The following is a 12727-nucleotide window of genomic DNA, read 5'->3' on the forward strand; positions in this document are numbered from 1 at the left end:
AAAGGGCGCACACGATAAAGAAAAGTGTGAGCACTCGCCATTAAATATCGGAATCTCAAGGTTTCTAACCCGCAGATTGACAGGGTATCGGGCGCCTTGTTCCGACTTGGGTCAACCGCCGGTCAGGTAAATGGATAGCAGGCTCACAATTTTTGCCGTTCACACTCAAGACTGGCCGGTCACGACCGATAGCCAGGCAAGTCATATTTCGTCGCAGGGAACGCGTCCACTCCTTTTGCCTGGATTCGTCCCGCCATGTCCCTACGCAACATGAATATCGCCCCCCGCGCCTTGCTCGGGTTCGCCTTGATCGGCTTGCTCATGCTCGGCCTTGGTATCTTCTCGCTCATGCAGATGGGCAACATCCGCCAGGCGGGCCTTGCCATCGAAAACATCAGCGTGCCCAGTATCAAGACCCTGGACGAGCTGACCTCGCTCAACCTGCGCCTGCGCACCCTCTCCTACCGATTGCTGCTCAACCGCGAACCGGAAGTACAGCGCGACACCCTCAACCTGTTGGACCAGCGCAACGCCGAGATCGACCGCGCTCGCCAGGCCTACCTGCCACTGATCAGCGCGGCAGACGAACAGGCCGCCTTCGACCAGTACACCGAACTGCTCAACCAGTACCGTCAGCTGGAATCGCGCATGCGCAGCCTGAGCCAGGCCAACCGCACTGATGAACTGCGTGACCTGCTCAACCGCGACCTGCTGGCCAACTCCGAGCAAATCAACAAAGTCATGAACACCCTGGTGCGGATCAACACCGACCAGACCCGCGCGACCAACGAAACCGCCGCCAACCAGTACTCAGCGGCCTTCGTCCTGGTAGTCGGCCTGCTGGTTGCCGCAGCCGTGCTGACCTTCCTCTGCGCGTTGCTGCTGACCCGCAGCATCGTCAAACCTATCGACGAAGCCCTCAAGGCCGCCGAGCAGATTGCCGACGGTGACCTGACCCATACCATCCGCGCCGAAGGCACCGATGAGGCCGCGCGCCTGCTGCGCGCGATGGGGCGCATGCAGGAAAAATTGCGCGACACCCTGCAGCAGATCGCTGGCTCCGCTACCCAGCTGGCGTCGGCCGCCGAAGAGCTGAACGCCGTTACCGACGAGAGCGCGCGTGGCCTGCAACAGCAGAACAATGAGATTGAGCAGGCCGCCACGGCGGTGACCGAAATGACCAGCGCCGTCGAGGAAGTGGCGCGTAACGCTGTGAGCACCTCAGAAGCCTCCAGCGAAGCCAGCCGCTCGACCGGCGACGGGCGTGACCTGGTGCTGGAAACCGTAGGCGCCATCGAGCGGATGAGCGGTGATGTGCAGGCCACCGCCAAACTGATCACTCACTTGGCCGAACAATCACGCGACATCGGCAAGGTACTGGATGTGATCCGCGGCCTGGCCGACCAGACCAACCTGCTGGCGCTCAATGCGGCCATCGAAGCGGCGCGGGCCGGCGAAGCGGGCCGTGGGTTTGCGGTGGTGGCGGATGAAGTGCGTGCGCTGGCACACCGTACCCAGCAATCGACCAGCGAAATCGAACGGATGATCGGCAGCATCCAAGGCGGCACCGAACAGGCGGTCGAATCGATGCGCACCAGCACCGAACGCGCCGAGTCGACGCTGAACATCGCCAAGGGCGCCGGTATGGCGCTGGACACCATTGCCGGGGCAGTGGCGCAGATCAATGAACGCAACCTGGTAATCGCCAGCGCGGCGGAAGAACAAGCCCAGGTAGCACGTGAGGTTGACCGCAACCTTGTGAACATCAATGACTTGTCGGTGCAGAGCGCGACCGGCGCACATCAGACCAGCGCAGCGAGCGCAGAGCTGTCGCGCCTGGCTGTGGATTTGAATGGGCTGGTGGCGCGCTTTCGCACCTGAGAGCACCAGGGCCGCTTTGCGGCCCAATCGCCGGCAAGCCGGCTCCCACAGGGTCTGCGCCAGCCGTTAGAAATCGGGTAAAACCATTGCTCCCAAAAATGGCCTGCCCCAGGACATTGGATTGGTGTCCAACCTCTTGGGGGCAGTCCATCCTGTGGGAGCCGGCTTGCCGGCGATTGGGCTGCAAGGCAGCCCCAGCCATTAGCGGATCAGTAATCGATCCGCACGTCCCCTTTGGGTACGCTGCAGCACGACAGGATATAGCCCTCGGCTTCATCTTCCTCGGTAATCCCGCCGTTGTGCTCCATCTCCACCTCGCCACCCAGCTTGAGCACCTTGCAGGTCCCGCAGATGCCCATGCCGCAAGCTTTGGGGATCATCAGCCCGACCTTGGCCGCCGCCGCATGCACGGTCTCGCCAGGAACGACCCGGATGCTCTTCTCGCTGCCGATGAACTCCACCAGGTTGAGCTCGGACACGTCCACTTCCGGCGCATCGGCCGCCTGCTCGGCATGCTCCACGGCATCGGCCTTGGCCTCTGCCGGCGTCGCGCCGAACGACTCCTCGTGGTAGTTCTTCATGTCGAAGCCGACCGCCTCGAGCATGCGCTTGACCGCAGTCATGTAGGGCGTCGGGCCGCAGCAGAACACCTCGCGCTCCATGTAATCGGGCGCGATCAGTTCCATCAGCCGTTGGTTAAGATAGCCGCGATAACCCGCCCAAGGCTCACCCAGGCCGTGCTTCTCGCAAATGATGTGCAGGCTGAAGTTGGGGATGCGGGAAGCCATCTGCTCCAGTTCGCGGTGGTAGATGATGTCCTTGGGGGAGCGAGCGCTGTGCACGAACACCATGTCGACATTGGCATTGGTGTCGTAGAACCAGCGGGCCATGGACATCACCGGCGTGATACCGACACCGCCAGAGAGGTACAGCACCTTGCCCGCCGGGAAGTCGATGGCGTTGAACAGCCCCACCGGGCCGTGCACAGGCACTTCAAAGCCTTCGTGCATGGTGTCGTGCAGGTAGTTGGACACATGCCCGCCTGGCACCCGCTTGACGGTGATCGAAAAGCTGTAGGGCACCGACGGCGAACTGGAGATGGTGTAGGAGCGCATCACCGGCTTGCCTTCGATCTCCAGTTCCAGGGTGACGAACTGCCCAGGCTTGAAGAAGAACATGATCGGCTGGTCGGCCATGAAGCAGAAGGTGCGCACGTCCCAGGTCTCCTGGATGACCTTGACGCAACGCACGATGTGGCGGCCATTGGCCCAGGTCTGGGTGGTGACCGGATTGAGGAAAGTATCGGACATGTTCATCTCCAGCGGCCGACTAATGGCCCTTTTCATGGCTGCGATAATGCGCAAGCTGAAGGCGTCGCACATTCCTGCCTGCGACATCGGCGTGCTTATCGCGACCAGCCCCGTGCTACAAGGGCTGGCGCGTCGTAATTCAAATCGGCCATGTCGCCCATGGATACGGTTCGCGGCGTCTTCGGACGCACACTCCACGGCAAAAGAACCTGCTGTTTTTTCACAGATGCTCTTGCGGCACCACAACAACGATTAGCCACCTTTTGCCGGCCGCCTACGGCCCCGAGGATTACACGATGGACGTCACCGCAACCCTGAGCCTGGGCGATCCACTGGAAGCTGCACGCAAGGCCACCGCCGAGATGCTGCAGACCCGCGAGCGCACCTACTCGCTGCCCCAGCCGTTCTACACCGACGAGCGTCTGTTCCAGATCGACATGCAGGAGATCTTCCACAAGGAATGGCTGATTGCCGGCATGACGTGCGAAATCCCGGCCAAGGGCAACTACATCACCCTGCAGATCGGCAAGAACCCGATCATCGTGGTGCGCGGAAGCGAAGGTAAGGTGCATGCCTTCCACAACGTCTGCCGCCATCGTGGCTCGCGCCTGTGCGTCAACGAGAAAGGCAAAGTGGCAAAGCTGGTCTGCCATTACCACCAGTGGACGTATGAACTGGACGGTCGCCTGCTGTTCGCAGGTACTGAAATGGGCGCCGACTTCGACATGAAAGAGTACGGCCTCAAGCCTGTGAACGTAAAAGTCGCCGGTGGCTACATCTTCATCAGCCTGGCGGAAAACCCACCTGCGATCGACGAGTTCCTGGCCACCCTGGACCACTACATGGAACCGTATGACATGGAGAACACCAAGGTGGCAGTGCAAACCACCTTGATGGAAAAGGCCAACTGGAAGCTGGTGCTGGAAAACAACCGCGAGTGCTACCACTGCTCCGGCTCGCACCCGGAGTTGCTGCAAACCCTGCTGGAGTGGGACGACACCAACGACCCGCGCGCCAGCCAGGAATTCAAGGACCACGTGGCGGCCTCCGCCGCCGCTTGGGAAGCCGAGAAGATCCCGTACCTGCACAAGAGCCATGGCCTGCGTAACCGCATCGTGCGCATGCCGCTGCTCAAGGGCACCGTGTCGATGACCATGGACGGTAAACAGGCGTGCCAGAAACTGATGGGCCGCATCAAGAACCCAGACCTGGGCTCGATGCGCATCCTGCACCTGCCGCACTCGTGGAACCACTGCATGGGCGACCACATGATCGTGTTCACCGTGTGGCCGATCAGCGCCCAGGAGACCATGGTCACCACCAAGTGGCTGGTGCACAAGGATGCCGTGGAAGGCGTGGACTACGACCCTGAGCGCATGCGCAAGGTGTGGGACGCCACCAACGACCAGGACCGCCGCCTGGCCGAAGAAAACCAGCGCGGTATCAACTCGACGGCGTATCAGCCGGGGCCTTACTCGAAGACTTACGAGTTCGGTGTGGTGAACTTCATTGACTGGTACAGCGACCGCGTATTGGCCAATTTGGGCGCAGAGCCTGCTCCCTACCTGAAAGAGGTGAAGGCTCAGTAACCCGCCCCACCCCGCTGGCACGGCGCATCGCCGTGTCGGCCTCTGATGTCCTGCATAGGCATGTCAGGGGGTGCACTCGGAGTTTGACGGGGACCCCAGCTTCGCCAAGTCTCCGCAGCCGCTCTATAAGCCGAATGTATCCGCGCCCCCAATGCCCTTGCGCTTCCCCATACGTAGGAAGCCCCTTCAACCACCATCCTCGCGCCAGTGACTTCATAGACCGTTTCCCAAGCCACCCTGCCCGCCGACACACCAGGCTGCCCCACCCCCCGCCATACGGCCTGCGCCGCCTCGGCGTTGGAGAAACCACCACCTAGTATGTTTCCTACCGCGTTACCCAGCCCCAGCCGACGGCCAGGGCTGGTCAGCACATTACCTACCCACCCTTGCTCTACACTGTTGAACCCCGTCCCTAATATCCCCATACCTCCTGTGTATACGAAGGCAATGTTACCTAGCCGGGTTTTGTAGTCCGGCGGGTTATAAATGGACTGGGAATGTTGGGCGGCCAGGCGATTGACCACATTTCGGGCCGTCCGGGTAACAGCCCCGCTTAAAGTGACCGCGCTTGAAAATAGGCTGACGCCACTTATCACCATGCTCAGCCAACTCGCTCCACTGGGGTCTACCCGGTTGACAGGGTCGCCTCCACAATAGGCGTAGGGATTCAGCCCGCCGATTGAAAATGGGCTGTAAGGATCAGGGGATTGAAAGCGCATCAACACCGGGTTGTAGGCCCGCCGGCCATTACCCAAGTGGTAACAGCCCGTCAGAGGATCGACAGGCTGCCCGGTAAAGGCGAGGAACGCGCCATCGTCCAGTAGGCGGGCACCGTAGGGCAGATAGGGCCTTGAAAGCCCGTCTACACGGGTTCGCGTGGATGTTCGCGGCGCAGGGTGCATGTGACAGCCCAACTGGTTGTGATACCTCACCTTAACAGCTGCAAGCAATGCTGCTAACTGACAAAAATGACGGGGCGGCAAGACTTACCCACAGCATGTGAGTCACCCATTGCAGCGTGCACTTGCACTGCTGTAAGCAAGATTACGAAGCAATTGGTCAATACTTGATCAAAGCAATGAAGCCCTTGGATCTCGTGGGCTCCAGGCTACTCCGTACACGTTGTCCACAGAGACACCAACAGAGATTGTGGGCAATCGAGCCAAACGCTGCAATCTGGTTGTGGATAAATGATTCGAAGCTCGGTTAGTCCTGCAACATTAGACGTCTTATCTAATTTGATCGCTTTCTGAACAATTCTCCACAGCCCTTGATTTGCAAGGCTTACAGCTAATGCCGAACAGATTATCCACAGACCCGCTAACAGCGATTGTGGGCAAATCCACTCGAAGATAGGGCACCTGAGTCTGATAAGCCGGCTCAGACCTGATCAGTTTATGATCAAAGCCCTGGAAGCCTCTATATACATGGCCTCCAGCCATGCACCAACACTTTATCCACACCTTGGCGAACAGATTCCGTGGGCAAAACAGAGTTGCACCTGACGGTTGAGCCAGTTTCGCCACAGCCAGCGGTGCGGTGGGGAACAAGATGGACTTATGCACAGGCAGAAGGTGCATGCAGCAGATCAGGAGTCGTTGTGGGAGCGGGGTTACCCTGCGAAGCAGCCGCGGTGCATGGCACCGCATGCGCCTGTGTTCATGGGCCGCCCCCACAGCGTGAGGGCGGCCTTGGCGGCGAGCCTGTAAGGCTTCAGCGCAGCACGCCCTCTTCCACCAGCAGCTTGAGGATGGCCTCGGCGCCTTCCTGTGGCGAAACATCCTTCAGCACCTTGCCGCCACCGCCACTGGCCTTGGCGGTCGCAGCCTTCATCCGGTCGGCGCCGCTCTTGGCCTTGATCACCTTAAGCCGCTTGGGCCGTGGCCGTGCCGGCTGCAACTCGGCCTCGGCCAGCAGATCATCCTCGACGATCGCCACATTGCGCGCCGCCAGCACACCCCGGCGCGCCGGCCCGAATGCGCTCTGGCGGGGCTTGGGCGCGGCGTTATCCACAGTCGCCAGCAACGGCAGGCGCACTTTCAGCCGGCGCCGCTGACCACGCGGCAGCGCCTGCAATACCTGGGCGGTGCCGTTTTCAATCGACTCCACCTCGGCCAGCCCCACGATCAATGGCCAGCCAAGCTTTTCGGCCAACAGGAAGGGCAACATGCCCGAGCCCTCACCCGTCTCGGCCTGGCTGCCGGTCAGCACCAGCTGTGCCCCGGCGTCGCGCAGGTAATCGCCCAGCACGCCCAGCACATCGGCTCCGGCGGGCTGCTCCAGCACATCCAGGTGATCCAGGCCCATGCCCAGGTAGGCGCGCAATGCTTCCTCCTGTGGGTCGCCAGCATGCACCACCTGCAAGTTATCCCCAGCCAGCTGCAAACCCAGTTCCACCGCGCGCGCATCCTGCTCAGCGCGCCGGGCCCGGCCGGAGCTAGGGTGGGCCCCGATGGAAACCAGGCTGATCACTTTCGTACTCATGCTCGTGCCCTTATGCCGCGTCGCGCTGGCCGCCGCTGCGGTAGTTGTCCACAGCCTCGATCAGTGCCTTGAGAATCGCCGAGCTGTCGCCAATCACCGACAGGTCGGCCCGTTTGATCATGTCGCAGCCCGGGTCCATGTTGATCGCCACCACCTTGTCGCAAGCGCCGATACCCTGCAGATGCTGGATCGCGCCCGAGATACCCACCGCCACGTAGACCCGTGCGGTGACCCAGGTACCGGTAGCACCCACCTGGCGGTGACGCGGCATGAAGCCGTCGTCCACTGCCACGCGCGAGGCGCCTTCGGTAGCGCCGAGGGCTGCGGTCGCCTTGTGGTACAGGTCCCAGTCTTTGACGCCATTACCGCCCGAAACGATGAACTCGGATTCGGCCATGGCAATGGTGGCCGGGTCCACGGCCACCGAGCCGAGGTCCTCGATACGCGACAGGCTGCGTGCAACGCTTGTGGACAACTCCACTGGCAGCGCTTCATGACGGGTTTCGCTGACAGGTTCGGCACATTCCGCCGCAGCCAGGATCAACCGTGGCATGGCGCGTTGCAGGTCCTGCTGGCCCGCGCCGGCACGGCCGATGCACTGGCCGTCCTTGACCTGCCAAACCCGCGTCGCCGGGCGCTCGCCCACGGCGGCAGCGAAGCGCCGGCCCAGTTCGCCACCACCGGTGCGGCTATCGGGCAACAGCCAGTGGCGTGGCGTGAACTGGTTATCCACAGCCCGCAGCCCTTGCACCAGTTGCTCAGGTGCATAGCCTTCGAACGCCTCACCTTCCATAACCAGCAGGCGATCGACCCCGGCTGTGGAAAACGTGCTTTCCTTGTGCTCGCCAAACACCACGGCCAACACCGCGCCATCGCTGCCGGCCAGGCTATGGGCCAAGCCGAGCAAGTCGCGGTCGTGGCTGCTCAGGCGGCCACCGACCATGTCGGGCACCACGGCGATGTAGAACGCAGGCGCTGCAACCTGATGCAGCGGCAATTGCACTTCGGCCGGCGCGCTACGCCGCCCGCCGCCCCCGGTGCCCTGTTGGGCACCGCTGCGGTCGATACGCTTGAGGCCATTGGGGCCGATGAAACCGGCGGCGATGGCATGCGGGTTTTTGCGCGTGAGGCCACTGGGCCCCATCCAGCGAGTCTGTTGCGTCTGCAGCGCTGCATGCAGCGGGTGCAGGCGGTTACGGGCGATCCACTCGGCGCGAGGGTCGCGGCGGATGATGTCGCTCATCAGTGCACCTCCGCAGGTTCACGTTCAACCGTTAGCGACTTTGGGGCCGCGGGCGTTTCCTCTTCGATCAGCACATCGGCTACCAACTCGGCGAGGTCCTTGATCTGTGGGCGCGGTTCGACCACCCCTTCGAGCATCGCAGTGCACTGTGGGCACCCGACCGCCACCAGTTCAGCCTGGGTCTCGCGGATGTCATCCATGCGCATGTCGGGGATACGCTGCTTACCCGGGATGTCGGTAATCGGCGCACCGCCACCACCGCCACAGCAGCGGGAACGGAACCCCGAGCGCTGCATTTCGCGCACTTCGATGCCCAGCGCCTGCAACACTTGGCGCGGGGCCTCGTATTCGCCGTTGTAGCGGCCCAGGTAGCATGGGTCGTGATAGGTGACGCTGCCGCCCTTGTGCTGCCCGAGGTTGAGCTTCCCGGCTGCGATCAGCTCGGCGATGTAGGTGCTGTGGTGCTGCACCTGGTAGTCGCCGCCCAGTGCGCCGTACTCGTTCTTCAGCACATGGAAGCTGTGCGGATCGCAGGTGACGATGCGCTGGAACTTGTACTTGGCCAGGGTCTGGATATTGCGTTTGGCCAGTTGCTGGAAGGTCGCTTCGTCACCCAGGCGGCGCGCCACGTCGCCGCTGTCACGTTCTTCCAGGCCGAGCACGGCGAAGTCCACGCCCGAGGCCTTGAGTACTTTGACGAACGAGCGCAGGGTGCGCTGGTTGCGCATGTCGAACGCGCCGTCACCCACCCAGAACAGCACTTCGGTGGTTTTCACGTCAGACAGCAGGTTCAGGTTCAGGTCTGCCGCCCAGTTCATCCGGCCCCCAGGGGCAAAGCCGCCCGGGTTGTCGGTAGCGATCAGGTTATCCAGCACCTCGGCGCCCTTGTTCGGGGTCGCGCCCTTTTCCAGGGTGAGGTGGCGGCGCATGTCGACGATGGCATCGACGTGCTCGATCATCATCGGGCATTCCTCGACGCAGGCACGGCAGGTGGTGCACGACCACAGGGTTTCGGCGTCGACCAGGCCATTGACGATCGGTTGGTGTGGATTGCCACCGTGTTCACCGATCGGCTTGCCAGGGTACGGGCTGCCGGCGAACGTGGCGTCGGTGCCACCGGCCAAGCCGATGACCATGTCCTGAATGAGTTTTTTCGGGTTCAGCGGCTGGCCGGCGGCGAACGCCGGGCACATCGCCTCACATTTGCCGCATTGCACGCAGGCGTCGAAACCCAGCAGCTGGTTCCAGGTGAAGTCCACCGGCTTTTCCACGCCCAGCGGGGCATTGCGGTCTTCCAGGTCCAGCGGTTTCAGGCCGGTCGAACGGCCACCGCCAAAGCGTTCGGCGCGGCGGTGCCAAGCCAGGTGCAGGGCGCCGGCAAAGGCGTGTTTCATCGGGCCGCCCCAGGTCATGCCGAAGAACAGCTCCGACACGCCCCACAGCACGCCCAGGCCAAGTATCGCGACCATCACCCAGCCGCCCGTGTTGGCTGGCAGGATGCCGGCTACCGGCAAGGTAGCAATGAAGAAGCTTGCGGCGAACACCAGCAGGCTTTTCGGCAGGCGCATCCACGGGCCTTTGGACAGGCGCGATGGCGGGTTGAGCCGGCGTTTGAAGACGAAGATGGCACCGGTGAACATGATCACGGTGGCCACCAGCAAGGCGTAGCCAAGGATCTTGCTCTGCAGGCCAAAGCCGTGCACCAGGATTGCCAGCACCGCCGACAGCACAAAGCCGCCCGCAGTGGCCACGTGAGTCTTGGACATGTACTTGTCGCGCTCGACCACGTGGTGCAGGTCCACGAGGTAGCGGCGCGGCATGGCCAGCAGGCCGCCGAGAAGATCGACCTTGGAGGCTCGGCCACGCCGCCACATGCGCACCCGGCGCAGGGCGCCGAGCACCGCCAGGCCAAGGGCAGCGAACAGCAGGATGGGTAATAGGGTGTTCAACATGGCAGGCACCTTTTTCAGCTGCAAGCTGCAAGCCGCAAGCTGCAAGCAGAAGCCCGGGGAGCTTCTGCCTACCGCTTGTACCTTGCAGATCACCTCTGCGTTACAGAGTCATTCCCAAGCAACTCTCAAGACTTCAGTTGCAAGCGAAGGCGACAACGATGGCTTCTTCTTGCAGCTTGCCGCTTGAAGCTTGCCGCTGCTTCAGAAATCCTTGCACAGCCGCAAGGCGTCGTAGATCGCCGCATGCACGTTGCGCTGGGCCACGCAGTCGCCGATGCGGTACAGCAGGTAACCTTCGCCCGGCTGGCTGAGGATCGGCTGTGGCTTGATGGCGAACAGCGCCTCCACATCGATCTGGCCCTTGTTGCGCGAGCCTTCCTTGAGCGCGTAGTACAGTGCTTCGTCAGGACGCACACCGTTCTCGACCACCACTTGGTCGACCACGCGTTCTTCCTTGGCGCCGGTGTATTCGTTTTCCAGCACCGCCACCAGCTTGTCGCCTTCGCGGTAGACCTTTTCCAGCATCATGTCGCCGGTCATGATCACTTCTTTGGGGTACATGCTGCGGTAGTAGGTCGGGAAGGTCGTGCCGCCCATGGCCACGCCCGGCTTGATGTCGTCGGTGACGATTTCGACCTGGCTGCCCTTGTCGGCGATGAAGTCGGCCACCGACATACCGGTGAATTCGCAGATGGTGTCGTACACCAGCACGTTCTTGCCCGGCGCGACCTTGCCGTCGAGCACGTCCCAGCTGCTGACCACCAAGCCTTCGGCAGCGCCCCAGTGCTCGTTCTGCTCCAGGAACGAGTGCCCGCCTACTGCCAGCACGATCACGTCCGGGCGCAGGTCCTCGATGGTGGCCACATCAGCGGCAGTGCCCAGCCGCAGGTCGACCTTCAGGCGCGCCAGCTCCAACTGGTACCAGCGGGTGATACCGGCAATCTGGTCACGCTGCGGCGCCTTGGCGGCGATGGTGATCTGCCCGCCGATCTGGTCCTTCTTCTCGAACAGGGTCACGTCGTGGCCGCGTTCGGCTGCCACGCGGGCTGCCTCCATACCGGCCGGGCCGGCACCGACTACCACCACCTTGCGCTTGACGCCGGTGGTCTTCTCGATGATGTGCGGCACGCCCATGTATTCACGGGAGGTCGCAGCGTTCTGGATGCACAGCACATCCAGGCCCTGGTACTGCCGGTCGATGCAATAGTTGGCACCGACGCACTGCTTGATCTGGTCGATCTGCCCCATCTTGATCTTGGCGATCAGGTGCGGGTCAGCGATGTGCGCACGGGTCATGCCGACCATGTCCACGTAGCCGCCTTCGAGGATGCGCGTGGCCTGGTTCGGGTCTTTGATGTTCTGCGCGTGCAGCACCGGGACCTTGACCACTTCCTTGATGCCGGCAGCCAGGTGCAGGAACGGCTCTGGCGGGTAGCTCATGTTGGGGATGACGTTGGCCAGGGTGTTGTGGGTATCGCAACCCGAGCCGACCACGCCGATGAAGTCGATCATGCCGGTACCGTCGTAGTAGGCGGCGATCTGCTTCATGTCCTCGTGGCTGAGGCCATCGGGGTGGAACTCGTCACCACAGATCCGCATGCCCACGCAGAAGTCATCGCCGACTTCGGCGCGCACCGCCTTGAGCACTTCCAGGCCGAACTTCATGCGGCCTTCGAAGGTGCCGCCCCACTCGTCAGTACGTTTGTTGACCCGCGGGCTCCAGAACTGGTCGATCATGTGCTGGTGCACAGCGGACAATTCGACACCGTCCAGGCCGCCCTCTTTTGCGCGCCGCGCAGCTTGCGCGTAGTTGCCGATCACCCGCCAGATCTCTTCCACCTCGATGGTCTTGCAGGTGGCGCGGTGCACGGGCTCACGGATGCCGGAAGGCGACATCAGGGTCGGCCAGTTGAAACCGTCCCAGCGCGAGCGGCGACCCATGTGGGTAATCTGGATCATGATCTTGGCGCCATGCTTGTGCATGGCGTCGGCCAGGTGCTGGAAGTGCGGGATGATGCGGTCGGTCGACAGGTTGACCGATGACCACCATTCCTGCGGGCTGTCGATGGCCACCACCGACGAGCCGCCGCAGATCGCCAGGCCGATGCCGCCCTTGGCCTTTTCTTCGTAATACTTCACATAGCGGTCGGTCGTCATGCCGCCGTCAGTGGCGTAGACCTCGGCGTGCGCGGTGCTGAGCACGCGGTTGCGGATGGTCAGTTTGCCGATCTGGATCGGCTGGAACATTGCTTCGAATGCCATGACGCT

9 protein-coding genes are annotated in these 12727 nt (G+C 62.4%); 3 read left to right on the forward strand and 6 right to left on the reverse strand.

The features are described from left to right. Positions 1–255 precede the first annotated feature (255 nt). The gene (locus tag ABRP30_RS26240; RefSeq protein WP_349975953.1) at positions 256–1881 is read left to right on the forward strand and encodes a methyl-accepting chemotaxis protein; all 1626 of its coding nucleotides are present in this window, start codon (positions 256–258) and stop codon (positions 1879–1881) included. Between the two features lie 209 nt (positions 1882–2090). On the opposite strand, the gene gbcB is transcribed toward ABRP30_RS26240, so the two are convergent. After that, a complete protein-coding gene (gbcB, locus tag ABRP30_RS26245) occupies positions 2091–3191 on the reverse strand; it encodes a glycine-betaine demethylase subunit GbcB (RefSeq protein ID WP_267819346.1) in 1101 nt (366 codons plus the stop codon). 296 nt (positions 3192–3487) lie between these two features. On the opposite strand from gbcB, the gene gbcA reads away from it, so the two are divergent. Beyond that, positions 3488–4780, forward strand: a complete 1293-nt coding sequence (gene gbcA, locus ABRP30_RS26250; protein WP_241805609.1) for a glycine-betaine demethylase subunit GbcA — start codon at positions 3488–3490, stop codon at positions 4778–4780. Here gbcA and ABRP30_RS26255 read toward each other — a convergent pair. From ABRP30_RS26255 to dgcB, 4 genes are all read right to left on the reverse strand, one after another. After that, positions 4774–5682, reverse strand: coding sequence for an RHS repeat-associated core domain-containing protein (locus ABRP30_RS26255; protein ID WP_349975954.1), 909 nt, complete (start codon positions 5680–5682; stop codon positions 4774–4776). The genes gbcA and ABRP30_RS26255 overlap by 7 nt on opposite strands. Before the next feature lie 811 nt (positions 5683–6493). After that, positions 6494–7264: an electron transfer flavoprotein subunit beta gene (locus ABRP30_RS26260; RefSeq protein ID WP_019096849.1), complete on the reverse strand. Its 771-nt coding sequence runs from the start codon at positions 7262–7264 to the stop codon at positions 6494–6496. Between the two features lie 10 nt (positions 7265–7274). Further along, complete coding sequence (locus tag ABRP30_RS26265) at positions 7275–8507, reverse strand: electron transfer flavoprotein subunit alpha/FixB family protein (RefSeq protein ID WP_349975955.1); 1233 nt, start codon at positions 8505–8507, stop codon at positions 7275–7277. Further along, entirely contained in the window at positions 8507–10459 is a 1953-nt protein-coding gene (gene dgcB / locus ABRP30_RS26270) for a dimethylglycine demethylation protein DgcB (protein ID WP_349975956.1), read from the reverse strand. Before dgcB ends, ABRP30_RS26265 begins: the two co-directional genes overlap by 1 nt. Between dgcB and ABRP30_RS26275 the strand changes: the two genes are divergently transcribed. Then, the gene (locus tag ABRP30_RS26275; RefSeq protein ID WP_267819354.1) at positions 10458–10646 is read left to right on the forward strand and encodes a hypothetical protein; all 189 of its coding nucleotides are present in this window, start codon (positions 10458–10460) and stop codon (positions 10644–10646) included. The genes dgcB and ABRP30_RS26275 overlap by 2 nt on opposite strands. Before the next feature lie 14 nt (positions 10647–10660). Here ABRP30_RS26275 and dgcA read toward each other — a convergent pair whose 3' ends face one another. Then, positions 10661–12721 (reverse strand): dimethylglycine demethylation protein DgcA, encoded by a 2061-nt coding sequence (gene dgcA, locus ABRP30_RS26280; protein WP_349975957.1) that lies wholly within the window; start codon positions 12719–12721, stop codon positions 10661–10663. Positions 12722–12727: the final 6 nt, after the last annotated feature.

The organism is Pseudomonas sp. WHRI 8519, from assembly GCF_040224055.2.
In the GTDB taxonomy this organism is placed as follows: domain Bacteria; phylum Pseudomonadota; class Gammaproteobacteria; order Pseudomonadales; family Pseudomonadaceae; genus Aquipseudomonas; species Aquipseudomonas putida_X.

Excerpts from the sequence above, each read along its gene's own strand:
- ABRP30_RS26275 (WP_267819354.1), top strand. The coding sequence starts at position 10,458 with ATGGCAGGCACCTTTTTCAGCTGCAAGCTGCAAGCCGCAAGCTGCAAG.
- dgcB (WP_349975956.1), bottom strand. The coding sequence starts at position 10,459 with ATGTTGAACACCCTATTACCCATCCTGCTGTTCGCTGCCCTTGGCCTG.
- gbcA (WP_241805609.1), top strand. The coding sequence starts at position 3,488 with ATGGACGTCACCGCAACCCTGAGCCTGGGCGATCCACTGGAAGCTGCA.
- ABRP30_RS26265 (WP_349975955.1), bottom strand. The coding sequence starts at position 8,507 with ATGAGCGACATCATCCGCCGCGACCCTCGCGCCGAGTGGATCGCCCGT.
- ABRP30_RS26255 (WP_349975954.1), bottom strand. The coding sequence starts at position 5,682 with ATGCACCCTGCGCCGCGAACATCCACGCGAACCCGTGTAGACGGGCTT.
- dgcA (WP_349975957.1), bottom strand. The coding sequence starts at position 12,721 with ATGGCATTCGAAGCAATGTTCCAGCCGATCCAGATCGGCAAACTGACC.
- gbcB (WP_267819346.1), bottom strand. The coding sequence starts at position 3,191 with ATGTCCGATACTTTCCTCAATCCGGTCACCACCCAGACCTGGGCCAAT.
- ABRP30_RS26260 (WP_019096849.1), bottom strand. The coding sequence starts at position 7,264 with ATGAGTACGAAAGTGATCAGCCTGGTTTCCATCGGGGCCCACCCTAGC.
- ABRP30_RS26240 (WP_349975953.1), top strand. The coding sequence starts at position 256 with ATGTCCCTACGCAACATGAATATCGCCCCCCGCGCCTTGCTCGGGTTC.